The sequence below is a fragment of the Paenibacillus sp. FW126-R14 genome (genome assembly GCF_058789495.1).
Genome location: NZ_JBYTBS010000008.1, coordinates 125,056 through 150,854 on the forward strand (window position 1 = coordinate 125,056; position 25,799 = coordinate 150,854).

Consider the following 25,799-nt stretch of genomic DNA (forward strand, 5'->3'; position numbering starts at 1 on the left):
ATCCTCCTAACTCATCGTATACAAAGCTTGCAGCGCAAGCTTCATCAATACATCTACGGAATCCGACGGGTTCGCTTTTGCTTTCACTTGCAGCCATGCGCGGTCCGTTTCCGCTTCCGTGTAACCGAGCGTCATCAGCGCTTCCTTGGCTTCCGTCCAGACTTGACCGCCTTCCGTAATCTGAGCTGAGCCAACCACGCTTAGAGCTACTGCGGCTTCAGGACTTGTGAACGTCACGGAACCTAACTTGTCCTTGAGGTCCAGTATAATCCGCTGCGCCGTCTTCTTGCCAATGCCTGGCAGCTTGGTCAAGAAAGCCAGGTTTTCCTGGCTAATTGCCAAAATGACCGCCTCAGGCCTGCCTCCGGCCGCAAGAATGCCGAGCGCAACCTTCGGCCCAATTCCCGTCACATCCAGCAGCAAACGGAATAAGGCCTGCTCATCGCGTGAGATGAATCCGAATAGCAAATGAGCGTCTTCGCGCACATGATAATGGATGAACATGGTAACTTCCTCGTTTTCCTTATGCGAAAGCGCGTAAGGATTAGGGCAAAATACACGATAGCCTACGCCGTTCACATCCAGTACCGCATATTCGCTTTCGCGGAGCGCAACTTTTCCTCGTAAGAAATCTATCATCTTTTCCTGACCTCATTTATTCTGGATTGCAAAGCAGAAGAATGCGCATGACAAATAGCAATCGCAAGAGCATCCGCTACATCATCAGGCTTAGGCACCTGCGACAGTTTGAGTAAAATTTTGACCATTTCCTGGACTTGGTGCTTCTCTGCATTCCCATAGCCGACAACCGACTGTTTCACTTGCAGCGGCGTGTACTCCGCGATCGGCAGACCTGCCTGAACACCGGCCAGAATCATAACCCCACGCGCTTGCCCAACAGTAAAAGCCGTCGTTACGTTGCGGTTGAAAAAGAGCTTCTCTATGGACATCGCGTCCGGTTTATACTTTTCTATCAATTGCGTTGTAGCGTCGTAGACATCCTTCAGTCTTAGACCTGGATCCGTATGTGCCTTTGTCTGAATGGAACCATATTGCACAGGAACGAGCTTACTGCCAATCTTATCAATAAAGCCGAAACCTACAATCGCGATCCCCGGATCGATCCCCAGAATACGCACAGCATTTCTCTCCCATCTAAAAAAAGCGAACATATGTAGTCATTTCCCATTATAGCAGATAACAAAAAAAAGAGATAGACTCGGGAATCTCCCTCATCTACCTCATCTTTTGTTTCATTATGGCGTTGTCATCGCTTTTTCCGTCTCTTCAACGGCATAATCGCTGAATGTTGATAATACGCTATTATACTCCTCCATATCGGAGATGCGGATGCCCTCGCGCAGCTTTTGCACCGCGTCAAGCGGCAAGCTGCTTTCCAAGTACTTAATATTTAATTGAAAAAACGTCCGTATCACGTTATCCTTCGCGGGAGTACCGTTAAACAACGAAAGATTGCTGCTGCCGTCAATGCCGAACACCGCTTTCTCCTTGCAAGCCGGAGACAAATCCTCGATGTTTTCGGTAAATGTGACATCTCCATTAGGACTAACGCTGAGTATCCAGTTCGGATGTTTTACCTGCATAGTCAGCAGTTGATCGGAGGTTTGCAGGCCGAGCGTACTCCGTTCCTCCCCGCATACGTAAGACTTAAGCAAGTAGCTCTCTCTGCTATCTGTTATCCGTTTGATTGTCGCTTCAGCTTCCTTCAGACGTTGATCGTCTTCCGGCGACAGCGCTGCAATGACAGCTTGCGACGGAGGATCGCCCGCACCCGGCAAACGATTCACCGCATATAATATGGAACCTGCGGCAGCTACAAGGAAGATCGTCCCTAATGTCAACCAACTGCGTTTCCACCGCAGCCTTCTTTTCCAATGTTTCAAAAAACGTTGTACATTCACTGAAATCCCCTTCTATTCTCTTTTTTCCGTATTGTTACCATTTGCATGTGACGCTATACATCATTTACCATAGAGAGAAGCATCAAACCAATCACGACGGACGGTGAAGCTCTATCATGAAAGGTAAAAGACGGATTAAGCGTACAACGCTCCTGATTATCGGAGCTGTCCTATTGTGGGGAGCCGTTGCCATTTGGAACGAAGTCACCAAAATCGAAAACGGCGTGTCCACTCCGCGCTCAACATCTGCCTCCCAACCTTCCAATAACCCAAAAAGTAACCAAACCTCCATAAATCCGGTAACAAATGGGAATAAACTAAGTATAAAATAGCTATATAATTTGACTGTTGCCGCAGAAATGATATAGTCAGAAGTAGATGAAATATTCTCATACTTATTCACGGAAAACGATATATATTTGAAACAGGCTGCCCGCCGATTTTCTAACGCAAACGGTAAAGCCTAATCTTTTCGAAGTCAGTTTTCTTACGAAAACTCTAAGGAGGGGAAACACCATGAATGTCGCAGAACTTCAATTAATTCAATTATCCAGACGAGGCGACCGCAACGCTTTTGTCGAATTAGTCGAGTTATACCGTAACAAAATACAAAAGCTTGCTTTCCGTATGCTTCACAACAGGCCCGATTCGGAGGATATCGTTCAGGAGACATTTATCCGCGTTTATTTAAACCTGAATCACTACGATGAGAGCCAAAATTTCTCTACCTGGATTTATCGGATCGGCAAAAATGTCGCCATTGATTTGCTGCGCAAAAAACGGCCCGTTCAATCCTTAGATGCCGAGCTGAACGATCATGACGACGATTACAGCTACTACAGCAAGCTGGCAAGTCAGGATCAGTCTCCCGAGAACGCTGTGCTCCAAACCGAAATTCAAGATCATATGCATACCTCAATCAACAAATTGGCCGATAAATATAAAAGTGTCATCACGCTCTACTACCTGGAAGAGCTGTCGCTCCAGGAAATTAGCACGAAGCTGAATTTACCGATCACAACGGTCAAAACACGCCTGCACCGCGGGCGCGAATTGCTCCGCAAGAAATGGGGCATGAATTTTGTCGTCGGCCTCATGGTCTTTTTCACCATCGGGATGATTGCCTAGATTCTTCGTCCGTCTCATGAAGAAAGCCTCCTTTACCACTAATTGTGGTTCGGGAGGCTTTTTCGTTATTTTCAGAAATTAATCCAAGGAACGTTCGGTTTGGCTTCTTGATTCTCCAAAGACGCTCTTTGCTGACGTTTCAAAAATGCATGGAGCGCGTCATTTCCCGACGTTTTCGCTTTTTTGGAAGAGCTGCGGCCATTTTTGGACTTCGACGGCTTATGGCTGCGAATGTCAATTTCAACAACTTCTTCTTTATCGGTCTCTTCGGCAAGCTGGTGAGTATGCACTTGCGGCATCATCGGCGACTCGTATGGGGCCTGATAGTGATCTCCCGCATAGGGAATGCCATACGGGCCAGGATGAAAGGCAAACGGATTATGCATCGCCTGCCCCATGTCATGAGAAAATTCCGGCGCGTATGCGCTAGGAATAGCAGGCATGCCGTGGTGATAGCCTTCGTGGAAGCCGTGGTGGACACCGTGGTGATGGCTATCCCATGGACTTGCTGCTAAGCCGGATGGAAACCCTTCCGGAGCGGCCATCCACGGTTGTTCCGTCCATGGTTGCTCCGTCCACGGTTGTTCCATCATCGACGGTCCTCCGCAGCCACAGCCCTCGCTGCTCACCGGCACTGAGCTCATCTTCGCGCTGAGAGGAGCTTGTTCCCAAGGCTGTTGAGGCGGATACGGCGCAAATGCCGGATAAGCCTCCGCCTCATGCTTCTCCGAACTCGGGTAAGCAAAAACTTCTGTCGCCGCAATATGGAACTGCTTGAACGGATGAACGGCCGGCTGCTCATACGGTTCTTGCAGCGAAATAACCCCTGGCTCCGCCTCAGGCACTTCCGGCATCGAAGTCAATGGAACTTCAGGCTGCTTAGGCGCAGGAGCAGGTATACTTGGCGCTTGCGGCGCAGCTTCCGGGATGGTCTCCTGCGCAGATGGCATCATTGGCGGCGCTGCCTCCGGGACCATCTCTGGCGCAGGCTGATTGGCCTCGATCGGTTCGACAGGCTGACCCTCCGGCATATGATCGAAAGGCATTGTCGACGGTTTGGACGGCGATGGCTGCTGCATGACTTCGCCTTCCAGATTTAATTTGGGAACATATACGACTTCCCCCGTCATAAGTACATTGGGATTCTTCAGCTGCGGATTGGCCGCAATCATGGCCGGAAGCGGCACATCCCAAGCTTTGCCAAGTTTCCATAAGCTGTCTCCCTGCTGAACAATGTGCTTATACACAATCTCGTTCGCAGGCGGCTCGACCGGTTTCGGTTTGGAAGGTATTTTCACCTTCATGCCGATATCCAATCGATTCGGATCAGCAATTTGCTGATTGAATGCAATGAGCTGATCCAATGTGATCTGGTATCTTTTTGCAAGTTCGTACAGAGTGTCTCCCTTTTTAACGATATGGATTTTCAACACTTTACCTCCTTTTTTCGTTAGAAAAAACTGGCTACGGAAGCTGAATCACAGTGTTTTCTCAAGTAACTTGCTATCTAAGCCACCTTCTTAGTCACAATGATATTACATCTTATGCGCGTATCTGGGCTTTTGCCCCTCTCGGACAAAAAAAATCCCCCGCGCTGACATGCCGGAGGATAGTTGAATTAACTCGTATAGGTATAACTAGGATAGCAGCCCAATATGCGGACCTGACACCCGATCGCTTCAATTTCTTGAATCGCCGACGGGAGCAAAACGGAATCCAGGGAGCCCGCAATATCGATATAAAAATAATATGTGCCCAGCTTCTTTTTGGTAGGCTTGGACTCAATTTTGGAAAGATTGATTCTCCGCCATGCGAAAGCCGAGAGCACTTGGTGAAGGGCGCCCGGGAAATCTTCAGGCAGCGTGACAAGAATCGTTGTCTTCATGTTTGCCGAAGGCTTCAGCTCCGAAGCTTCAGCACCGACAAGCAAGAAGCGCGTCATGTTGTCCTTATGATCTTGTATCTCCCTCTGCAGCATAGGGACGCCATAATTCGTTGAAGCGATCGCCGTTCCAATGGCCGCTACAGACGGGTCCTGCAGGTTAGCAACAAGGCGTACGCCTTCCGCAGTGGAGCTGACTTGTTCAAATTCGGCTCCGCTTAAATACTGCTTCATAAAACGGCTGCACTGCGCAGGTACGACGTGATGAGACAGCACCTTGCGGATATGGCCGTATGGATTGGATTCATCCGGCTGGCCTTCCGGGCTCGCGTAGCCGATCAGATTCATATCGATGGGAAATACCCACTCCGCCCGAATCGGAAGATCCACTTCGTGAACGAGCCAGTCCACATGCAGGTGAACGGAGCCTTCCAGCGTGTTTTCAATCGGAATCACACCGAGCTCCGTCTCTCCCGACGCAGTCGCATTGAACACTTCCGAAATTAACTTATAAGAAACGTACGTAAAATCCTCGCCTAGAAAATGGCGGGTAGCTTCTTCCGAGAACGTGCTCGGGCCAAGAATCGCTACTTTCTTCATGCAAGAACCTCCTTCTCCACGAATGATTGAAGGTCCCCGTCACTTTGGAGAAGCAGCGTCGTCGTGACGCCTTCGCCGCTTGGCTTTAACCATAGCGTCTGGGCGTCTATTCCTTCTTTGGCCAGCGTCTCCTTCAGGAAAGCTTCCAGCTCCGCCTTACGGCCGCTTCGCTGGTCCACAAGCGCAAGCATCGTTGGCCCTGCTCCGCTGAGAGCAACCCCAAGCGCACCGTGATTCTCCGCTTCCTCCAGGAGCGTCTTCATGCCGGGAATGAGCGCAGCGCGGTACGGCTGATGCAGCGCGTCCTTCATGGCATGCCGGATCATCCCAAGATTGCCTGTGCTAAGCGCGGCAACAAGCAGCGAAGAGTGGCTGAGGTTGAACACCGCATCTTTCATCGGCACCTGCTTCGGCATGACTCCTCTCGCCTTCTCTGTAGCGAGCTGGAAGGCCGGTATCGCCACCAGCACTTCCAAGTTCGGCTCCGGCTCGATCCGAATGGATTCGGCCTTCTCGCCGTCCCAGAACGCAACCACAATCCCGCCGAAAAGGCTCGCCCCTACATTGTCAGGGTGCTTCTCCAGTCGGCTTGCGATTTGGAACAGCTCGTACGCTGAGAGCTTGTTTCCAATGAGCGCGTTGGCGCCTGCAAGAGCGCCTACGATCGCTGACGCGCTGCTGCCCAGTCCGCGGGTCAGCGGAATCTCGCTGTACATCGCGATGTCCAGCTCAGGGTGAGATACGCCGGCCTCTTGAAACACCATCTGAGCGACTTTATAAATTAAATTCGTCTTATCCGTCGGAATCCCGTGCATTTGATCACCGATCAAGTGAATCGTGGTTTGATCCGAGATGGCCATATCGATCCAGGCATATAAATTCAAGGCCATCCCCAGTGAGTCAAAGCCAGGACCTAAGTTTGCCGTGCTTGCCGGCACTTTCACTCTTACCTTTTGCACTGCCTTATAACTCATTTCGAAATTGCGCCTCTTTTCTATAAATTACCCTTCAACGCGGTACACGCTTTTGATCGCATGTATAACGTCCATGGATTCAAACTGTTTCAGCACATTTTTCATGCTGGCTTGGTTCGCGTCATGCGTAATGATGATAATCTCAGCCTTAGGATTATGCTTATTCGGATGCTGGAACACAGACTCCAGGCTAACCTCATGCTGTGCAAAAATTTGTGTAATTTGCGCAAGCACACCCGCTTTATCTTCAACGTGCAAAAGGATGAAGTTTTTGCATGCAATTTGCTCGTCTGTCTTCAGCTTCTTCTCTTTGTAAGGCGCAAGCACCCTGCGTCCGTTCACGCCCAGCTTTAAGTTGCGCACAACGGCAACCAAATCGGCTACGACAGATGTTGCCGTTGGCAATTCGCCTGCGCCGGCCCCGTAGAACATCGTCTCGCCTACCGCTTCGCCGGTCACGTACACTGCGTTGAAAACGCCATTGACGGATGCAAGCGGGTGAGAATTTTTCACCATGGTAGGTTGAACGCTGACCGAGATATGGCCGTCGTGATTTTCAGCGATACCAAGCAGCTTTACTTCGTATCCTAATTTTTTGCCGTATTGAATGTCCTCTTTCGATACGCCCGAAATTCCTTTTGCTTCAACATCGCTTAGCGCAACATTGGCGTGGAAGCCGAGTGTGGAAAGAATCGTCATTTTGCGGGCGGCATCCAATCCTTCCACATCAGAAGTCGGATCGGCTTCTGCGTAGCCAAGCGCTTGCGCTTCTTTCAGCACATCGGCATAGGCTGCGCCTTCTTGACTCATTTTCGTCAAAATATAGTTGGTTGTTCCGTTAACAATCCCCATGATCTTCGTAATGCGGTCGGAGGAGAAACCCTCTACGAGCGCGCGAATGATCGGAATACCGCCAGCAACGCTGGCTTCATAGAAAACGTCACAGCCGTGCTCCGCTGCTTTGGCCAAAATTTCAGCGCCGTGCATCGCCATGAGATCCTTGTTCGCTGTCACGATGTGTTTCCCGTTGCCCAACGCCGTTAATATATGATCCTTCGTAGCGGAAACGCCGCCCATCACTTCAACGACGACATCAATGTCATTATCGCTGATCACATCCCACACATTCTCCGTAAGCTTGTCTGCATCGACAGAAATGTTGCGCAGCTTCGATTTATCTTGCACCAAAATTTTGGAAATTTCGATGGCAGCGCCTGTTTGCCGCTGTAAATCCTCTTGATGCCCTTCAATAATACGCACAACACCAGTTCCTACTGTGCCCAGTCCGAGTAATCCTACCTTGATCGGTTTCATTTCGTTAGCCTCCCGAATACGATTTCTATTTTAACTGCCCTGACCGATGATCATGGCACGCTTGACTCCCTCTTGCGACTGAAGCCGGTCCAATATTTGACGAATCTCTTCCCCCATCGAGGTGGTTTCCACAGAAATGACGACGTTGGCCATTCCTTGCAGCGGAATCGTCTGATGAATGGTAAGTACATTGCCTTCCAAATTAGCTATAAGCGCCAGTACGCGGGACAAAATCCCCGACCGGTGCTCCAAATCCATCGAAATCGTGATGATACGCTCTCTTTCCAGCTTACTTAGCGGGTGAATGCCATCCTTGTACTTGTAAAAAGCGCTCCGGCTAAGCCCGACTTGTTCAACGGCATCGTGAATCGTCTTCACTTCGCCCCGTGCCAGCAGCTCCTTCGCCTGCACCGTCTTCAGCACGCCTTCCGGCAAAATATCTTCCCGGACTAAGTAGTACCTCTCAGGACCGGTGTGCTTGATCGTTTGTAAAAACTCTTTGCTTTCCGGCACCATGTTACCGTCCTCTCTAGAAAGACTGTTGTTTATCTATAGAGGACATTATATCGAATCATGCCGTTTGAAGCAATAGGCAAATTACTCTTAAACTAGCTTCTTTGCAGGAGCCAGTTTACTTGTGCTAAGCTGAGTGTACTAGAAAAAGAAAGGGACCGCTACTATGATTACACTCCGAATGATGTCTACAGCTCTCCTATGGAACAGCCAAGACGAATTACTAATGATGAAACGCTCCTTAACGCGTACACTGTCGCCTGGACTATGGGCAGCCATCGGCGGCCATTTGGAGCCAGATGAGCTAAGCAATCCGCGTGCCGCCGTTCTGCGGGAAATCTGGGAGGAAACCGGCATTGAACACGATGAAATTCACGGACTGCGCCTGCAGTATATTTTACTGCGACTAAACGGCCAAGAAGTGAGACAGCAGTTTTTCTATGTTGGCTCTACCGATGTCACCCCCCGCATTACCACTCCCGAAGGCGAACTGCACTGGGTTCCGAGAGAACTTGTTCTTGAACGTCCTCTTCCTTTTATTTTTCGCAGTTTGCTTGAGCATTATTTAGCCAATGGACCTGCCCCAGACCCTTGGATCGGCTCCGCCGGCGTTAACAAGGACAACGGTCTGCCCACGATTCATTGGAATCCATTCGTTGATCCTAAAGAAGTATAGAATAAGGTAAACTAGTTGGAAATCTCCCTCTAATTGGTTCGAATGAGGACCTCGCAGGGGAAATAGATGGAAAAACTCCCGTTACTTTGGGCGGATTCAGCGAATTCTCGTGAAATCAGCGCAAACAGAGGGAGTTTTTCCTGTTACATGCATCCGACATGCTTCTACAGTCAAACTAGAGGGAACTTTTCCCTTATTTGCGGCCATGAACCAAGAATTAACGACTTCGGCGTCCTTTTTAGGACTTTCTTATCTACGCAAAAAAACAAAGGAGTTAAGCAGATGCAAGCCGCTTAACTCCTTTGTTCATTTTTCCTGATCATTGGTTATATCCATTATTGCGTTTAAAGGGCACTGCCGCCAAATAAGAAACGATATTCCCAGTGGCGGTTTTCGATGGAGTCAATGCGAACTCCGCCACTCTCCTTGGAATATGTATGCAAAACTTGCCCGTTTCCTAAATAAATACCTACATGGTTAATTGTCTGCGTGGACTTGTTCACACCGCTGTATGCCGACTTGCTTGTCCCTTTGTAAGACATGAAAAACATGAGATCGCCGGGCTTCAGATCATGCCAATCCGTTTTGGCGTTCCCGAGCGACTTTACATAATTCCCTTGACCTCTGGAGTCGCTTGGCAGCTTCAAGCCAATGCCGTCCAAGAATGCCTGGCGAACGAAATCCGAGCAATCAAACGTATTGGTATTATCCCGGCTGGAGCCGTATTCATAGGGCGTACCTAAATATTTTTTGCCTGCAGCAATCACTTTTTGTACTTTCTCACTGACTGTTCCGCTGCTGGAGCCGCTGCTGGAGCCGCTATTGGAGCCGCTGTTGGAACCACTGTTACTGTTATTATTGGAATTAGAACCTTCCGGCGTTGTCACGCCAGACGTTGTAATGTATTTCGAACTCGTGCTGATGTAACCTTCCTTACCATCGGATGCTTTTACTTTGTACCACCAATTGTTCACTTTGGATATAATGGTTACTTTCTCGCCAGCCTTCAGGTAACGGATACGTGCTGCATTCGTGTCTGCGCCTTGGCGTAAACTGACGGAGCTCACGATTTGACCGGTCGCTGTTGCGGCTGATGCTTCTTTGGGCATTGGGACGGTAATTGCGCCGAAAACAAGTGCTGGAACTAGCGCTAGGGTGAGTAATTGTTTTTTCATGATGTGTGCCTCCTTAGCGTTTTGCTTATTCACATTGTAGCTAGCGACTTTCGCGATCTTGCAAATGCCAAGCTATCCGGCATCGAAAGGGCTGCCTTTCATAGTGATTCGCAAGCCCAGGATTGTTTCAGGGGGTAGGCTCGAAAAAAAGACCTCCTTAGCCGAATCAACAGCATGCAGGACGGTCTTTCATCCGATTTTCTCTGAGTTATCCGTGCGAGGATAATCTTTAAGTGTGAAACGGTGGCTTTGATCCACCCATTTTTGCATCACTTTCTGCGCCTCTTTCCTTTGCAGCAACGATTCCGCTAGTTGAAAGCCTTCCTCATAGCTGCCAACTTTATCGAACCACGTCAATCTGAGCCCCGCATTAAAAATGACATGATCGCGCTCCCGCTTCACCTCATCGGAATTCTCCCCGCCAATAATCCGGCGCAGCATCGACAGCTGATCAACTTTATCCATTGGCTGCAGCGGTCCGCTCCGGAAACCGAACTTCTGCGGTTCCACCACTCGCGCCTCGTCCCCCCATGGCGTAACGATCCGAATCGTGCTGTTCTGGTAGATGGGCAAATCCCCGGAACCTTCTATTCCGTTCACGAGATATACATTTTGCAAGCCGGATCTCATGGAAATCGGGATCAGCGACTCCATCGTTTTCTGCTGACTGACGCCAATAATCATATTCATGGACTGCACGGGATTCATCACTTTCTCTATCACGTTGAGGACCGTACGCAGTCCTATTTGCTCACGAACCTGCTTCAACTTCCCAAGCGGCTGACAAAGCTGATCGGTTTGCAGAAATCCAATGTGGAGATGAAACAGCATCGTTTCCCACGCTTTTGGTGCCAGATCCACGGCGACGCCGAAGCTTTCCAAAATTTCTTGCATGGCTGTGCCCCGTCGTGAAGGGATCGAGTCTCCTCCGTGCAGCACTTGGGAGAAACCCACTGAAGCGAGCAGCAGACTAACCGGCAATGTGACGGGAAAAAATTGGCGCCCTTCCGATGGACCCGCACAATTGAGCGAATCTGCAAAAGGATGATAATGCAAAGAATAGCTGCGAAAAACATCAATAAACGCCCTCAGCTCATCTTCCGCTTCTCCCTTCATGCAAAGCGCCATTAAGAAAGCCGCACATTGCGCGTCTGTGGAGTCCCCTCTCGCCATCTCATGCGCTGCTTCAACGGCTTCTTCGTAGGATAAATCGCGCGTTGTTCCCTGCTGACCCGACCCTAGAGCTTGAATCCATCTTTTCATCGTTTCTCCCCCTTCCCTTATGGATTAGCGAGCCGCCACCATTATGTCATTATTTATAACACAAAACTGAACATCATACCGAAATCGTAATACTTTCCAGTTTATATGTCAAGTTATATGACATTAATATCACTCCCTCTCCCTTTTTGGACAAAAAAAACACCCATCCCTAAGGATGAGCGTTTCAACTAGCCCTTCTCGTCAAACTCAAAATCAAAATCGCCGATTTGAATCGTCTGCCCATGAACAGCGCCACGGTTGCGCAGATCTTGATCGATTCCCATGTTGCGCAAAATGCGAGCGAATCGCGCGACGGCATCCGGTGTGCTGAAATTCGTCCGTTTGATCAACTTCTCAATCGAAGGACTCTCGATGACAAACGTATCGTTTACCCGGCGAATCGTGTAATCATTCTCTTCTTGTTTCTCGAAGCGGTATACTTTGCGCTCTTCTTTCTCAGCTACGCCCTCTACTTCAGGCGCTTGCGGGATGCTCTCTACAATGTCGGATATCTTGTAGAGAAGCTCCTGCACGCCGCCGCGCGTTAACGCCGAGATCGGATACACTTCAAGCTCTTTGCCATCGGCAGCAAGCTGTTCCTTGAATAAGGCAAGATTATCCTCGGACTCCGGCATGTCCATTTTATTGGCGACAACGATTTGCGGACGCTGCTCCAGCTTAGCATTATAAAGCTTAATCTCCTCGTTGATCATGAGGAAATCTTGATAAGGATCGCGCCCGTCTGCCGCAGACATGTCGACTACGTGCACGATAACTCGCGTCCGTTCCACATGGCGCAGAAATTCATGGCCGAGCCCCACGCCCTCATGGGCGCCTTCAATCAAACCGGGAAGGTCCGCCATTACGAAGCTGCGGCCGTCGCCGACATCCACAACCCCGAGGTTCGGGGTAAGGGTTGTGAAGTGATACGCGGCAATTTTCGGCTTAGCAGCGGAAACAACCGACAGCAGCGTGGATTTCCCCACGCTGGGGAAACCGACAAGGCCGACGTCTGCCATGACCTTCATCTCCAGCACAACCCAGCGCTCAACGCCTTCCTCGCCGTTCTCGGCAATCTCCGGAGCCGTAATGCGCTGCGTCACGAATCGTGTGTTGCCCCGGCCGCCGCGGCCACCCTTGGCAACAACAACTTCCTGGCCGTGCCGCGTTAAATCTGCGATGATTTCTTGCGTATCATCGTCGATAACCGTCGTGCCCGGCGGAATGCGAACAATCATGTCTTCCGCGTTAGCGCCATGCATCGACTTGTTGCGGCCCTTCTCGCCGCGATCCGCCTTAAAATGCTTCTGATAGCGGAAATCCATCAGTGTACGCAAACCCTCGTCGACTCGGAAAATCACATCGCCGCCATTGCCTCCGTCACCTCCGGCTGGACCGCCCTCCGGTACGTATTTCTCGCGCCGGAACGCCACTAATCCATCGCCGCCGTCGCCGCCTTTTACAAACACTTTCGCTTTATCTACAAACATTTCAACACCTCAACTAAGATAAGACTTTGGTCTTCAATCCAAGACCTCTCTATTATAAAAGAAACGGCAGCCTTATTGTAATAACCGCTTCTCCGTCTTGCCAATCGCTATGTTCGATTGAATAGGACCCCGCCTGAAAGCCCATACTTTCCTCAACTGCTTTCTCAAGCCGTTCTTTGTGATAGGGACCTTGATAGACGAAATCCAACAGCAGGCCATCGTCTTGAAGCGCGAATTCCAAGCTTAGCTTGCCGCTTTCATTCTCACCCGCTGCCGCATGCATTTGCACGCATTCAACCGTTTGCCTTACCAACTTTTCAATCAGACCGCCGCTCAGAGGAAGTTGTCCCAAGTTAATTTCTTCATCTAACGCAACTTCGAGCTCCAAAGACTTCGACTGAACCCGGAATATGAGCAAATAAGCAATTAACGAAGGGATACCCAGCTTGGAAAGATTGCTTTCCTGCTGCATATTCATTTTTATTTTTTCCATATAAGGCTGTAAATTATCAAACTTCTTCAGCTGAATATAGCCAAATAATATTTGGGTATCGTTCATCCAATCGTGACGCAACCGATTGATCACCTGAATTAAATTTCTCTGAGCCAGATCTTCCTGTTCCCGAAGCTCATGGTTCCGTCTCTCTTCAACGCCGCTTACTTGCAGTTTGAAAGCTGCATAGCCGCAAATGACGATGACTAGGAGCATTGCCGCCCTGACGATCCAGGGTTCAAGAAACATCATCCCCGTTAATCCAATGAGCACAAGTGCCAATAAATAAACTTGCGCGCTGACCACTCGTTTCATCCCATGTCCGCTCCGTTCTCCCGCTTTGTAACCGTCCATCAAGTATAGCATGGCTATCTTGCAAACGTCACCAAACAAATGAGAAAACCTCTGCCCTTGGCCATTCGGAAATGATCGACCGCGTTTAGAGGTTTGCTTCTTATTAGGAAAAAATCCCTGACGGGCTTATCGCTCGCCAGGGATTCTCATTACGCTTCTAGAGCTGCAGCCACAGGAGCTACATCAACTGGGTATACACTCACTTTTTTGCGATCGCGGCCTAAACGCTCGAATTTCACTACGCCTGGTACTAAAGCGAAAAGTGTATCGTCCGAACCGATGCCCACGTTCGTTCCTGGGTGAATTTTCGTACCGCGTTGGCGATAGAGAATGCTTCCCGCAGTAACGGTTTGACCGTCAGCACGTTTTGCGCCAAGGCGCTTAGAGTGCGAGTCACGTCCGTTCTTTGTGGAACCTACACCCTTCTTGGAAGCGAAAAACTGGAGATCCAATTTCAACATGATGTTATCCTCCTTTGTGATAGATTGTTTTAATCGTTATATAGTCACCGTAATTTTCTGCAATGGTTTGTAGCATGACGAACATCGATTCCAGAATCACCTGGACTTTATTCCAATTCTCCGGTACAGCACGAGCGCTATCTGGTATCGTAATATCCATAAAGCCCCGCTCCATCTCGTGAATGGGAATGACACCCGTTAGCGATTCAATCGAATTATATGTACCGAACGTAACCGCCGATACTGCAGCGCAGACTAGGTCTTTGCCAGGTACGTCATATTCAGCATGGCCTTCCACTACAAAAGATACAATTTGAGGTGAATCCGGTACTAGACGCTTTATGGTCACGTAGATCATAAGGCCGCCTCTTACGCTTGGATTTTCTCAACTACAACTCTTGTGTATGGTTGACGATGACCTTGCTTTTTGTGGTAGTTCTTTTTCGGTTTGTACTTATACACGATAACTTTCGCGCCTTTGCCGTGTTTCTCCACTTTCGCGGAAACTGCAGCACCGGATACCAATGGAGCACCTACAACTACGCCGCTCTCTTTGGATACCATAAGCACACGATCAAAAGAAACAACTTCACCTTCAGCTGCGTTCAATTTTTCGATGTAAAGAACATCGCCCTCTTGAACTTTGTACTGTTTACCACCAGTTTCAATAATTGCGTACATTTTTCATGACCTCCTCATGTCTCAGACTCGCCTTGTCCAGGTGACGGCCGCGGATGAATATCCAATGCCGTGCTTGAACCCGTTTCGCGCGGTTACAGCATGCTTAAACAACACACTCCGAGTAGTATATCACAGAAATATTGTGATATGCAATGTTTTATTTGCGTTTTCGTGTCATCTCCAGCAAGCCCAGTCTCGTCCAGCCAACGATAATCGTTTTGGAACGATCTTTACGCACAGCCTGCGTGATATTTTCCATGACCGCGGCGCGGTTTGTCTCTGAAGTCATATCGATAAAATCAACGATAATAATGCCTCTTATGTTCCGAAGACGCAAAAGTCGCGGAATTTCACTTGCCGCTTCTCGATTAATATCCGTAACCGTCTGTTCCAGATCAATGGAACCGGTATATCTGCCTGTGTTCACATCAATAACCGTGAGCGCTTCGGTTTGATCGATAATCAAATATCCCCCGCTCGGCAGCCAAATCTTGCGCCTAAAGCTCAGATTCAGTTGATCCGTTACGCCAAATTGATCAAACAGAGGAATTTTCCTGTCGTAGAAAGCGATTCGCCCCCGCCAGCTTGGGTGCTGCTTGCGAAGCAATTGCCTCATTTCTTCAAATACTTTGGCATCATTGAGCCAAACTTCATTCACATCCGAAGTAATCACATCTCGGGCTAGCCGCGGCAAAAGATCAAGATCTTGATAAAGCTGCTCGGGCGCCTCTGCCCCATGGGCTTTAGATTGGATGGTTTGCCACAGATCCCGCAAGTTTTGCAAATCGTCACGGATCGCTTCTTCGCTCTGGCCGAGCGAGCCTGTGCGCAGGATAACGCCTTCACCCGGAAGTAAATTGCCCTCTGCCAACTGCTTAAGGCGCTGTCTTTCGGCTTCCAAATCGATTTTTCGGGAGATTGCAATGTAATCGGCGCCTGGCATGTACACAATCCAGCGGCCAGGGATAGAAACGTGTGTTGTTACTCTGGCGCCTTTGGTGCCTTGAGGATCCTTCGACACCTGCACCATTAGCGTCTGCCCCACTTCGGCAAGTTCCGTTATGGAGGGTTTAATTTTCGGTTGCTTGTCCAAATGGACAGGGAGGAGATCGTCTATATAAAGAAAGGCATTCTTCGCAAGTCCAATATCGACGAATGCTGCTTGCATGCCGGGAAGTACATTGACGATGCGACCCATGTAGATGCTGCCTGCTCTTTGGGAATCAAGCGGATACTGCGAATCATACTCAACAAGGCGACCCTCTTCCAGCAAAGCCGCTTGTGTAAGTTCCGGTGCGCAGTGAATTATAAGTTGCTTCATACACGTTCACCTCAACAGTTATTTTACATGAAAAGATCGGAAACTGCACTCCCCGGTTTTTTTCCATCTAAATAACCGCTCACCAATTGCTGCTCAGGCACAATGGCTTGAATACGTCCCGTTTCGTTGACAATATAGATTAAATGATATTTTTCCCGCATAAAAAGCTTCAAGGTATCCGCCATCGTCCGCTGCTTCGTTATGACGATCGGCTGCGCTAACGTTCCGCGGCTTAACAGCCGGCTCACCCGGCTCCCGCGACTGATAAGAAAGCGAAAAAAATGATACGGCAGCTGCCGGTAAGCGTACCAATTGGACACCAGCAAGAAGATGCCGATCACCAGAATATTCAACGGCAATTGCCCATTCATTAACTGGATAATCGCCATGACGATGATTCCCAGACTTAAAAACATGGAAATCCACACGGTGTACAAAATCGTATTATGGTAAGACAACAGGTACCCGAGCAGAGACTGCATCACTTTGCCGCCATCCAGCGGCATGACAGGAAGCAGATTGAACAGCCCGATCATCACATTCGCTTCGATAAAGTAATCCCACCAGTTGCTTGATCCTGCGCCCACCCACTTCATCAAAAGAGCCAATAGGATCAGCCATACATGCTGCATCGGGCCTGCTAGCGCAACAACGAGCTCTTCCCAGGTCGGTACGCTGCCGAGCTCGTCCACAACGAGCACGCCGCCAAAGGGGAGCAGCTGCACTTCTTTAACCCGCCAGCCAAAGCCACTTGCTGCAGCCAAGTGACCGAGCTCGTGAACGAGTACGATGCCAAATAAGGTGATAGCCTCCAAAAAGTAACCTGTCAAGGCAGAGCCGATCAAAACGAGCGTAAATAACGGATGAAACCGATAGGTTGTTCCGAACAATTTAATCAAAGGAAATCACATCCGTTGGGTTGACAGGGCGGCCATCTCTCGTAAAAGCAACATAGATCGTGCCTTTTGCCGGATCTTTCTTGGATGCCTTGCCGATAGGTTCACCCACTTTCATCCAGTCTCCCGCCTCCACGCTTGCCTCGCTTAAACCGCCGTATAACGATTGCAGCCCTCCCGGATGGCGTATGATTACCGTTATCCCGGTTTCAGGCGTCATGCCGGAGAAAACGACTTGTCCTGTATCAAGCGCATAGACCGGCGCAAATTCCGCAGTATTCAGCGTAACGCCAAGCTGGTTAGTCCCATCGAACGGTTTGAGGATGCTTCCTTTAACAGGGACAAACATCGTGCGCTTCGAGGTGCTCACTTTAACGGCTTCATCCCCATCCCGGTTAAAGCTTGGAATAAACGACGGAGAGCCCCCGAACTGATTGGTATACCAAGCGGAGAGCGCCGTGAAATCATACGACTGAGTGAGCGAAGCCGCAACGAACTGTTTCCCTTTGTTTGCCCACGGCTGATTGATCTGAAACATAGCGTACAGCGCGGCAAATATGACGCAGCTAATCAATAGCTTGACCGTTATTTTACGCGGCGAAGGAGGCGCAAACAGCCCTCGCTCCCCATCCGCTGGATCCACGCTGCCATTTAGCGTCTTATCCATCAATAATTTCTGCCGCCAGGCGTACTCGGGATCCTCCTCCATGCGCCTTTTCCAATCTGCATCCACATAGAGCGGCAGCTCCGGCTGTTGTCTCGATGGCGCGCCATGTTCCATGAGCCGGCTTGCTCTCGCCGGACTTCCGCTCAGGCTGGAATTGTCCGCTGCCTCGCGCAAGTTCCGAAGCCGTTCCAACCGCCGTTGTTTCACTTTATCTTTGACTTCCATGACAGCCCCTCCCACATGTTTTCCGTCCGGAAAGCAATCTGCCTGTCGGCGTACCTGCAAATCTCGCATAGTACAGCCTATGAGAAGAAGGACAAGATTATGTGACAAACCCGCATGGAATCTCTTCTGTCCAAATGAAAAAAAAGCCCGCCGGCCAATGGCCAGAGGCTTGCTTGTTTTCAATTGTCAAAACAATTCCGGTTCGCGTTCCTGATGCAGCTTAACGCTCATGACCAGGCCAAGCGAAAGCATGTTAATCATCAGGGAAGTTCCTCCATAGCTAACAAAAGGCAGCGTAATCCCCGTTAACGGCATAATGCCGATCATCATGCCTACATTTTCAAAAATTTGAAAGACGAACATGGAAACGACGCCAACCACGATATAAGCTCCGCTTATTTGAGTGCTTTGGATGGAAATCAGAATCATGCGGTAGATGAGCAAGAAATAAATAAGCAGCAGAACAGCCGAGCCCCTGAAGCCGAATTCTTCCCCCACCACGACAAAGATGGAATCCGAATAGGCAAAAGGAATGAAGTTGCTGTGGACTGAGGTTCCCTGCAGGTAGCCCTCCCCTTCCAGCCCCCCAGACCCGATGGCTCTGATCGCATTTTTCACTTGATAACTATCGTCTTCCGTCACGTCTTGGGGATACAAGTACGTGTCGATCCGATCCATCCAGTGGCTGAATCCGAAGCCTTTGAGCGCATCGTACAAACTAGTGTGAAACGTCTTATACAGGGTGAGGAGCAGGAAACCTAACCCTGCGAAAACAACGACGCTCAACAAAACATGCGTGTATTTGATATTGCCGATCCAAAGCATGCCGAGCAGGATAATGACGAAAATGATCGCATTCCCTAAGTCCGGCTGAATCAGAACGAGGATGAACGGCAGCAGCACCGCCGCGCATACGGGGATCAAATCGTTTTTGATTTGCAGCAGCTCGCCGCCACGCTTGGCCAGCAGTGCTGTTATGCAAATAATCAGAATCAGCTTCACCAGCTCGGCTGGCTGGAACGTCAACCCTCCCGGAAGCTCAAACCAGCCGCGCGCGCCGTGAATTTTTTTACCGAAAAAATAAACGGCAACCAAAGATACGATACCGATCCCGTACAAAAAAGGAGCAATCCGTATGAGTACACGGTAATCAAAAAGACTGCAGGCTAGAAAAGAAATCAAGCCGACGGCATATAGAATAAGAATTTTGGTAATCGAGATAACAATCGACGGGTGATCCACGGATGCGCTGTAAACCGTCATCGTGGAGATGACCATGAAGGCAAACAAGATGAGAACAATAGGAATATCGATGTTTTTCAGTTTCGCAAGCACAGCACGATCATCCTATTCCGATAAACTTTTTCATACGTTTGACCCAGCCTGTTTTATCTTCGAGCTGCATGAGCGGCACCGTGTCTCCCAAGATGCGGCGCGCCACGTTGCGATAAGCAATCGCCGCGCGGGAAGACGGGTTCATAACGGTAGGCTCGCCTGCGTTGGCCGCCTTAATGACATGCTCATCATCGGGAACGATGCCTAACAAATCGATAGCGAGTACCGAGCAGATTTCGTCGATATCCAGCATCTCGCCTTTTTTCATCATCACCGGACGAATACGGTTAATAATCAGCTTTGGCGAGGAGATTTTCTCGTTCTCCAGCAATCCGATAATGCGGTCGGCATCACGTACAGCGGCGTTTTCCGGGGTTGTTACAACGATGGCTTTGTCTGCGCCGGCCACCGCGTTCCTGAAGCCTTGCTCGATGCCGGCCGGACAGTCAATAATGACGAATTCGAAATCTTTTTTGAGCTCAAGCACAATATCTCTCACTTGGTCCGGCGATACCGCATGCTTGTCCTTCGTCTGTGCAGCCGGCAAGAGATACAGCTCTTCGAAGCGTTTATCTTTGATTAAGGCCTGCGGCAAACGGCAGCGTCCTTCCGCGACATCCACAAGGTCATAGATGATCCGATTTTCGAGTCCCATGACGACATCCAAATTGCGCAAGCCAATGTCGGTGTCCACCATGCATACTTTTTTCCCTAAAAGTGCCAATGCTGTTCCAAGATTTGCTGAAGTCGTGGTTTTACCAACGCCGCCTTTTCCCGAAGTAACAACGATTGCTTCTCCCATTTGTTCTCACCCCATGAGCTAATTTCTATAAAAAGCTATCATTTAAAATTCGAATCAGGCCAAATCCGATGAAGCTGATGAAGCTTATCGATTTCCATTTTACCATCTTTCACATAAGCAAATTCCATAAAAGCCTCATCAATTCCCCACTCGTCGGGTGAACGGCTAATAATCCCGGCGATCCGCAATTGAGTAGGACGCATATGAGATGCGGCAATGATCGCTTTATCATCGCCATCGATCCCCGCATGCGCCATTCCGCGAAGTGAGCCCATAATATAAATGTTCCCGGTGGAAGTAATCGTTCCGCCTGGATTAACATCGCCTAAATATAGTAAATCGCCCTCATGATGGAGGGTTTGTCCCGATCGAATCATACCTTTAAGTGTGGACATTTTGGCGGCAGGTTCTACGGCAGCTTCCTTCCGGGGCTCGCTTTCAATCGATTGAATAAGCAGATTGCCTTTTTGCTTGATGACAGCTCTGATTTCTTCTTTCTGCTCCTCGGTTGCTTCTCTGCTGCCTAATTTAACGTGCACATGAACAATCGGTCCGGTCAGTATTTGCTGATGCGTCTTCTCCAGCTTATGCTGCAGCTCTTTCAGCAAATCTTGCCACTCGCATGCGTCGTTTAGTAAAAATACGAGGCCATCTTTGACCCCTTTTATCATCACGTGGTGCTTAGCTACAGACATAATTGAATGACGACCTCCCAACCTATACATTTCGGCTCATGTCGTAGATTCTCCTGCAAACCGCCTGGAAAATTAATCTTCACTGTTCGCAGGCACGCTCCGTTTTCCTTCAAGCAGCTTGCGAATAGGGACATAGCAAACCAAGGCGAAAAGCAGATTAAACAGAACGCTTGGGAGCATGTAATGGGTGAGAGCAAAATTCAAATCAATGTCAATGAGCTTAAACAAGCGGTTAATGCCATAATTGATGAGCTCAAACAAGAGCAAGCCGACCCCGGTAATGAGCAAATTATAAAAAATCAGGTTCGGCTGTCTGCGCTGCGCCAATCCGGCCAAATAGCCAGTCAGTCCCATCCCGAAGGAATAGACGCCGAGCATCGCCCCATAATAGTTAAAATCGTGCAACAAACCGAATATAAGCCCATAAATAAGTGCCGAATGCCGATGATGAAAAAGACCGATGAACAAAATAAAAACCAGCGTAAAATGGGGAGTAACATGCACGCTGCCCTGCCATGAGGCGGGGAGCAGCCATGGCACAATGGTACCTTGCAGAATAAACAAACCAAATAAAATGAGCCACAGCAAATGTTTAGTCACGTAACGGCTCACCTCACTTCACTTCCGGAACTTCGACCACAAATACTTCGCGGATACGGTTAAACGATGCTTTAGGCTTCACCATAACCTTATAGGTAATCCCGAACTCCCCCGGTCCGATGGAAGCGATTGTCCCTACTTCAATCCCCTTTGGAAATACTTGTCCCAAGCCTGATGTAATAATCGTATCTCCGACTTTCATATCATCGGCGTGCTCCACCTTGTTCATTACAAGCTCTCCGGTCTTGGAATCGAAGGATTCGATCATCCCGAATGGCTGATTCTCATTGCCCTTAACGGTGACCGCAATCGCCTTGGAGTTGTTGTCGGAATCCGTAATTTCCGTCAGCAGCTGCACATTCGAATGGAAGCCGAACACTTTGCTCACTCTGCCCACCAATCCGTCAACGGTCATGACGGCCATATTCTCTTTGATGCCGTCCTTGTCGCCCAGATTAATCGTAACCGTGCTGTTGTACGGATCCGGATCGATGGTAACGACTTCAGCAATCCGGTACGTATACACGTTAGCCTGGCGCTGTCGCTCTGTGAAGCCTAGCGATTCCATCAACCGCTTATTCTGCGATTCCAACTCATTCAGACGCTGCGTATCCCGCGCATACTGTGTAAGAGTCATCTTCAGGGTCTTATTTTCTTCATAAATGACTCTTAGCTGCCGGATATCTTCGAAGAAACCCGCTACCTGCGCAGCGGGCTTGTAGAAGAGTCCTTGCGTCCACGATACCGAGTCTTTGACAAATTTCTCCGGCCATGTCATCGGTGCCCGGTTCCCCAGTGTTAATCCCATTAATATAAAGAAGCAGACTAGACCGAACATCAGGAATATCAGCCTCTTGTTTCCCATGAATTTGAACAAATTGAGCACCTTCTAACCAATATTAACGCTTCTTATATCGCGAACTTGATCCTGACTTGCTTTTGAATAAATGAATGTTTTCCAAGGCGCGGCCTGTGCCAATCGCCACACAGTCGAGCGGATTCTCTGCAACAAGGACAGGCATGCCGGTTTCCCTGGCAAGCAAACGGTCCAAATTGCGCAGCAAGCCGCCTCCGCCGGTCAACACAATCCCGCGGTCCATAATATCCGCTGATAATTCAGGCGGACACTTCTCGAGCGTAACCTTCACAGCGTCAACGATCGCATTAACCGTATCCGTCAGCGATTCCGTAATTTCATCGGACGTTACGCTCATCGTTTTCGGCAATCCGGAAACTAGGTCGCGTCCGCGGATTTCGAGCGTTTCCGGCTTTTCCATCGGCAGCGCGGAGCCGATTTCCATCTTGAGCGTCTCCGACGTACGTTCCCCAATCATCAAATTGTATGTACGTTTAATGTATTGAATAATGGCATCGTCCATTTCATCGCCGGCGATACGGATGGAGCGGCTCGTTACGATCCCTCCAAGCGAGATAACCGCAACCTCGGTGGTTCCGCCGCCGATATCCACAACCATGCTTCCGGTCGGTTCCCACACCGGGAGATCGGCCCCGATTGCTGCGGCAAACGGCTCCTCAATCGTGTACGCTTCACGCGCGCCAGCCTGTTTCGTTGCGTCTTCGACCGCCCGCTTCTCAACGGCGGTGATGCCGGATGGCACGCAAACCATAACATTCGGGTGCCGTTGGAATAACCAACGCTGTTTCTGAGCTTGTCTCAAGAAGTAGCGAATCATCGTTGACGTCGTTTCGAAATCAGCAATGACACCGTCCTTCATGGGGCGAATCGCACGAATATTGCCCGGCGTGCGGCCGATCATTTTTTTTGCTGCGTCTCCGACAGCCTCGATTGTTTTCGTATCCGTACGTAGAGCAACCACCGACGGTTCTCTAACGATTATTCCTCTGCCTTTTACATAAACCAGTGTATTCGCTGTACCTAAATCGATTCCTAGATCTTTCGTAAAGCCTCCAAACATGGCAGTTACTCCTTTCCTATTGCCAACCTATTATATTACATAAAGCCTTCTTCCTTCAAACTTATGAATCTCTGATCACCTATGATAACATGATCCAACACTTCAATACCAATTATTGTTCCGGCTTCCACTAACCGATGGGTTAGCTGTATATCCTCCGGGCTTGGCGTGGGGTCTCCGCTAGGATGATTATGTACGCAGATAATGGAGGCGCTGCTTCTTTTAATGGCTGCGCGGAATACTTCGCGGGGATGGACAATGGATGCGTTTAAGCTGCCCATGGAGAGAGTTTCTTGCGCAAGCACGTGGTTCTTCGTATTCAAAAATAAACAAACGAAATGCTCCTTCTGTAAATAACGAAGTTCTTCGCTTAGCAAATTGGCGATATCCTTCGGGGAACGAATGGTCACACGCTCCGAGAATTTGCTTTTGGCAATTCTGCGCCCGAGCTCAATACCGGCCATAATTTGCAAAGCCTTTGCATCACCGATGCCCTTAATTTGCGTTAATTGATCTTTGCTCATATCTACAAGACTGCGCAATCCTCCGGATTCGCTAAGAATGCGGCTGGCCAGACGAACCGCAGACTCCGAAACCGTCCCCGTTCGAAGAATAATCGCCAACAGCTCGGCATTGCTCAAGGCCCCCGCTCCATATTCGAGCATTCGCTCTCTAGGTCTTTCCTCAAGCGGCACTTCGCGCAGCAATAAACTCGTGACTTCCATCAATTCCCCTCTTTCCTTCTGTAGGTTGTGTTACTTATCCCCATCCCATTCATACCCACAAGCCTCTTAAAACGACACAAAACCCCCGGATGGTTAAGATCCGAGGGCTTCTAGGACAACTGCTCATTATTCGATTGCGGACATCCGAACGCTTTGATTCGTTCCAGCATACTGCCGATGGTGTAGCCATCGAAGTATAATTCCATCTGCTTTTCTGCGTCAGCGAAAACATTTCCCATCAGCTTATCCATTTTGGATGAAATCATACAATTCTTGTTTTTCTCATCGCCGGAGCACCAACTTGGCTTTAAAGAGCCGTGACAGGTCAAGCGGTAAATTTCACCGAGAGTCACATCATCCGGATTGCGGCAGAAAATGAATCCGCCTCCGATGCCTTCTTTCGTTGAAACGTAACCGGCTTTGCGCAGAAAGCCCATAACTTTGCGGATACGGGCGGAATGCGTGGATACATTCGCAGCAATTTCTTCGCTGGTTGCCATACGATCAGGCAAATTAGCAAGAAATACGAGACTGTGGACGGCTATCGTAAATTCGCTGTTCATGGCCAATCCTCCCTGAAGAATGCGAAGTCGTGTCGCTTACTGTCATTGTAACCGTTACAGATTACACAGTCAATGTGTGAACGTCGGGAAAACGAAAGATTACAAGACTTGGATGTCAAAGTTCAGCAGCAAATCGCTCAGCAAGGAAAGCGGTAACCCTACAACGGTAAAATAGTCGCCAGCAATCGATTCCACGATGGTCGCCCCGATTCCTTGAATCGCATAAGAGCCCGCTTTATCCTTAGGCTCTCCAGTCGCAATATAGCGGCGAATTTGGGCATCTGACATGGATTTCATCTTCACATGGGTCACGCTGTGCGAGACGACGTGCTTCCCTGTTTGGGCATCGATACAGGCAACCCCGCTGTATACTTGATGCGTTGTGCCCTGCAGAGCTTTCAGCATGCGGAAGGAATCCTCTTCATCTGCCGGTTTGCCCAGAACCTCATCTTGAAGCACGACGACGGTGTCAGAGCCAACAATAATTCCGTGCTTTTCGCCGGGCTCCAGCATGTCCCGAACCGTCGACGCTTTGCGTACGGATAAAACTTCCACCAGCTCGGAAGGCGTTATTTTTCCTTCTACGGTCTCATCCGCGTCGCTCACCCGAATGATATAGGGTAGTCCGAGCGATTGAATCAGCTCCTGCCTCCGCGGCGAGGAAGAAGCAAGAATAAGTCTTTGTTCCGGGTTAAGGGATTTACTCAAAAGAAACATCTCCTAGCTTTCCATAATTTACGATAAAATGGTTCAATGCCGACTATAGCTTGCGATATAGGAGGAAGGCCCCCACTAATCCAAGAATACTGCATAAGTTTAGTCTCACCAGAAGATTCAGTTCATATTTCACAACTTGCAAATCTGCCTTGGGCTCCCAAGTGATAGAGACCGATTTGGTCAAGAAAGACAAGGCAGGCACAGAAGCCAGCAATTGGCCTACAATAATCCCGGTTATCAAGCCGATAATTAGAAATATGACTAATGTAAAGGTGCCTTTCTTCATCGCTGTCATCCTCTCTTCTATGTACAAGCCCTATTATACGGGTACGAACTATTTTTTTCCATGAAAAAAGTAGCCGAATGGCGATTGTTACCTGCTTACAACCT

The 25,799-nt window shown here is 49.2% G+C and carries 30 protein-coding genes and 1 other annotated feature; of the genes, 2 read left to right on the forward strand and 28 right to left on the reverse strand.

Going from position 1 to position 25,799, the window contains the following annotated elements:
* Positions 1 to 6: 6 nt before the first annotated feature.
* The 3 genes from ruvA to AC3WRW_RS08110 all read right to left on the reverse strand — a co-directional run bounded on the left by ruvA (position 7) and on the right by AC3WRW_RS08110 (position 1,922).
* The gene (ruvA, locus tag AC3WRW_RS08100) at positions 7 to 639 is read right to left on the reverse strand and encodes a Holliday junction branch migration protein RuvA (RefSeq protein WP_492545831.1); all 633 of its coding nucleotides are present in this window, start codon (positions 637 to 639) and stop codon (positions 7 to 9) included.
* Positions 636 to 1,139 carry a crossover junction endodeoxyribonuclease RuvC gene (gene ruvC / locus AC3WRW_RS08105; RefSeq protein ID WP_171686900.1) on the reverse strand — a complete coding sequence of 168 codons (504 nt, stop codon included), beginning with the start codon at positions 1,137 to 1,139 and terminating at the stop codon, positions 636 to 638. Before ruvC ends, ruvA begins: the two co-directional genes overlap by 4 nt.
* Positions 1,140 to 1,256: 117 nt before the next feature.
* Positions 1,257 to 1,922 carry a BofC C-terminal domain-containing protein gene (locus AC3WRW_RS08110; RefSeq protein WP_492545832.1) on the reverse strand — a complete coding sequence of 222 codons (666 nt, stop codon included), beginning with the start codon at positions 1,920 to 1,922 and terminating at the stop codon, positions 1,257 to 1,259.
* A gap of 516 nt (positions 1,923 to 2,438) precedes the next feature.
* Here AC3WRW_RS08110 and sigW point away from each other — a divergent pair.
* Positions 2,439 to 3,050: an RNA polymerase sigma factor SigW gene (gene sigW / locus AC3WRW_RS08115; protein WP_492545833.1), complete on the forward strand. Its 612-nt coding sequence runs from the start codon at positions 2,439 to 2,441 to the stop codon at positions 3,048 to 3,050.
* 71 nt (positions 3,051 to 3,121) lie between these two features.
* Here sigW and AC3WRW_RS08120 read toward each other — a convergent pair whose 3' ends face one another.
* The 5 genes from AC3WRW_RS08120 to AC3WRW_RS08140 form a co-directional block, all read right to left on the reverse strand.
* The gene (locus AC3WRW_RS08120; RefSeq protein WP_492545834.1) at positions 3,122 to 4,480 is read right to left on the reverse strand and encodes a LysM peptidoglycan-binding domain-containing protein; all 1,359 of its coding nucleotides are present in this window, start codon (positions 4,478 to 4,480) and stop codon (positions 3,122 to 3,124) included.
* A gap of 188 nt (positions 4,481 to 4,668) precedes the next feature.
* Entirely contained in the window at positions 4,669 to 5,532 is an 864-nt protein-coding gene (gene pheA / locus AC3WRW_RS08125; RefSeq protein ID WP_492545835.1) for a prephenate dehydratase, read from the reverse strand.
* Entirely contained in the window at positions 5,529 to 6,506 is a 978-nt protein-coding gene (gene thrB / locus AC3WRW_RS08130) for a homoserine kinase (RefSeq protein WP_492545836.1), read from the reverse strand. The genes pheA and thrB overlap by 4 nt, the downstream gene beginning before the upstream one ends.
* Positions 6,507 to 6,533: 27 nt before the next feature.
* Positions 6,534 to 7,820, reverse strand: a complete 1,287-nt coding sequence (locus tag AC3WRW_RS08135) for a homoserine dehydrogenase (RefSeq protein ID WP_492545837.1) — start codon at positions 7,818 to 7,820, stop codon at positions 6,534 to 6,536.
* 30 nt (positions 7,821 to 7,850) lie between these two features.
* Positions 7,851 to 8,336, reverse strand: a complete 486-nt coding sequence (locus tag AC3WRW_RS08140) for an ACT domain-containing protein (protein WP_312875747.1) — start codon at positions 8,334 to 8,336, stop codon at positions 7,851 to 7,853.
* A gap of 178 nt (positions 8,337 to 8,514) precedes the next feature.
* Between AC3WRW_RS08140 and AC3WRW_RS08145 the strand changes: the two genes are divergently transcribed.
* Complete coding sequence (locus AC3WRW_RS08145) at positions 8,515 to 9,009, forward strand: NUDIX hydrolase (protein WP_492545838.1); 495 nt, start codon at positions 8,515 to 8,517, stop codon at positions 9,007 to 9,009.
* Between the two features lie 344 nt (positions 9,010 to 9,353).
* On the opposite strand, the gene AC3WRW_RS08150 is transcribed toward AC3WRW_RS08145, so the two are convergent.
* The 20 genes from AC3WRW_RS08150 to AC3WRW_RS08245 all read right to left on the reverse strand — a co-directional run bounded on the left by AC3WRW_RS08150 (position 9,354) and on the right by AC3WRW_RS08245 (position 25,695).
* Positions 9,354 to 10,184, reverse strand: a complete 831-nt coding sequence (locus AC3WRW_RS08150; protein ID WP_492545839.1) for a C40 family peptidase — start codon at positions 10,182 to 10,184, stop codon at positions 9,354 to 9,356.
* 189 nt (positions 10,185 to 10,373) lie between these two features.
* A complete protein-coding gene (locus AC3WRW_RS08155; protein WP_492545840.1) occupies positions 10,374 to 11,447 on the reverse strand; it encodes an anthranilate phosphoribosyltransferase in 1,074 nt (357 codons plus the stop codon).
* A 188-nt stretch (positions 11,448 to 11,635) separates the two neighbouring features.
* Complete coding sequence (gene obgE, locus AC3WRW_RS08160; RefSeq protein WP_492545841.1) at positions 11,636 to 12,937, reverse strand: GTPase ObgE; 1,302 nt, start codon at positions 12,935 to 12,937, stop codon at positions 11,636 to 11,638.
* Positions 12,938 to 12,989: 52 nt separating this feature from the next.
* Positions 12,990 to 13,784, reverse strand: coding sequence for a Spo0B domain-containing protein (locus AC3WRW_RS08165; RefSeq protein WP_492545842.1), 795 nt, complete (start codon positions 13,782 to 13,784; stop codon positions 12,990 to 12,992).
* Between the two features lie 149 nt (positions 13,785 to 13,933).
* A complete protein-coding gene (rpmA, locus tag AC3WRW_RS08170) occupies positions 13,934 to 14,245 on the reverse strand; it encodes a 50S ribosomal protein L27 (RefSeq protein WP_127455314.1) in 312 nt (103 codons plus the stop codon).
* Between the two features lie 4 nt (positions 14,246 to 14,249).
* Positions 14,250 to 14,603, reverse strand: a complete 354-nt coding sequence (locus AC3WRW_RS08175) for a ribosomal-processing cysteine protease Prp (protein ID WP_492545843.1) — start codon at positions 14,601 to 14,603, stop codon at positions 14,250 to 14,252.
* An 11-nt stretch (positions 14,604 to 14,614) separates the two neighbouring features.
* Positions 14,615 to 14,926 carry a 50S ribosomal protein L21 gene (gene rplU, locus AC3WRW_RS08180; protein ID WP_127455312.1) on the reverse strand — a complete coding sequence of 104 codons (312 nt, stop codon included), beginning with the start codon at positions 14,924 to 14,926 and terminating at the stop codon, positions 14,615 to 14,617.
* Between the two features lie 13 nt (positions 14,927 to 14,939).
* Positions 14,940 to 15,030: a sequence feature (ribosomal protein L21 leader region), on the reverse strand.
* Positions 15,031 to 15,083: 53 nt separating this feature from the next.
* Entirely contained in the window at positions 15,084 to 16,247 is a 1,164-nt protein-coding gene (locus tag AC3WRW_RS08185) for an Rne/Rng family ribonuclease (protein ID WP_492545844.1), read from the reverse strand.
* 23 nt (positions 16,248 to 16,270) lie between these two features.
* The gene (locus AC3WRW_RS08190; protein WP_492545845.1) at positions 16,271 to 17,146 is read right to left on the reverse strand and encodes a M50 family metallopeptidase; all 876 of its coding nucleotides are present in this window, start codon (positions 17,144 to 17,146) and stop codon (positions 16,271 to 16,273) included.
* Positions 17,139 to 18,035, reverse strand: a complete 897-nt coding sequence (locus tag AC3WRW_RS08195; RefSeq protein ID WP_492545846.1) for a peptidoglycan DD-metalloendopeptidase family protein — start codon at positions 18,033 to 18,035, stop codon at positions 17,139 to 17,141. Before AC3WRW_RS08195 ends, AC3WRW_RS08190 begins: the two co-directional genes overlap by 8 nt.
* 186 nt (positions 18,036 to 18,221) lie before the next feature.
* A complete protein-coding gene (locus AC3WRW_RS08200; RefSeq protein WP_492545847.1) occupies positions 18,222 to 19,370 on the reverse strand; it encodes an FtsW/RodA/SpoVE family cell cycle protein in 1,149 nt (382 codons plus the stop codon).
* A 7-nt stretch (positions 19,371 to 19,377) separates the two neighbouring features.
* A complete protein-coding gene (gene minD / locus AC3WRW_RS08205) occupies positions 19,378 to 20,172 on the reverse strand; it encodes a septum site-determining protein MinD (protein ID WP_492545848.1) in 795 nt (264 codons plus the stop codon).
* A 38-nt stretch (positions 20,173 to 20,210) separates the two neighbouring features.
* Positions 20,211 to 20,867, reverse strand: a complete 657-nt coding sequence (gene minC / locus AC3WRW_RS08210; protein WP_492545849.1) for a septum site-determining protein MinC — start codon at positions 20,865 to 20,867, stop codon at positions 20,211 to 20,213.
* A gap of 72 nt (positions 20,868 to 20,939) precedes the next feature.
* Positions 20,940 to 21,467: a rod shape-determining protein MreD gene (gene mreD / locus AC3WRW_RS08215; RefSeq protein ID WP_492545850.1), complete on the reverse strand. Its 528-nt coding sequence runs from the start codon at positions 21,465 to 21,467 to the stop codon at positions 20,940 to 20,942.
* Positions 21,468 to 21,480: 13 nt separating this feature from the next.
* A complete protein-coding gene (mreC, locus tag AC3WRW_RS08220; protein WP_492545851.1) occupies positions 21,481 to 22,332 on the reverse strand; it encodes a rod shape-determining protein MreC in 852 nt (283 codons plus the stop codon).
* Between the two features lie 34 nt (positions 22,333 to 22,366).
* Complete coding sequence (locus AC3WRW_RS08225) at positions 22,367 to 23,404, reverse strand: rod shape-determining protein (protein ID WP_492545852.1); 1,038 nt, start codon at positions 23,402 to 23,404, stop codon at positions 22,367 to 22,369.
* A gap of 35 nt (positions 23,405 to 23,439) precedes the next feature.
* Positions 23,440 to 24,129: a RadC family protein gene (gene radC, locus AC3WRW_RS08230; RefSeq protein ID WP_492545853.1), complete on the reverse strand. Its 690-nt coding sequence runs from the start codon at positions 24,127 to 24,129 to the stop codon at positions 23,440 to 23,442.
* Positions 24,130 to 24,239: 110 nt separating this feature from the next.
* Positions 24,240 to 24,692, reverse strand: coding sequence for an RrF2 family transcriptional regulator (locus AC3WRW_RS08235; protein ID WP_492545854.1), 453 nt, complete (start codon positions 24,690 to 24,692; stop codon positions 24,240 to 24,242).
* Between the two features lie 99 nt (positions 24,693 to 24,791).
* Entirely contained in the window at positions 24,792 to 25,400 is a 609-nt protein-coding gene (locus AC3WRW_RS08240) for a Maf family protein (protein WP_492545855.1), read from the reverse strand.
* Between the two features lie 52 nt (positions 25,401 to 25,452).
* Positions 25,453 to 25,695, reverse strand: a complete 243-nt coding sequence (locus AC3WRW_RS08245; RefSeq protein WP_492545856.1) for a DUF4321 domain-containing protein — start codon at positions 25,693 to 25,695, stop codon at positions 25,453 to 25,455.
* Positions 25,696 to 25,799: the final 104 nt, after the last annotated feature.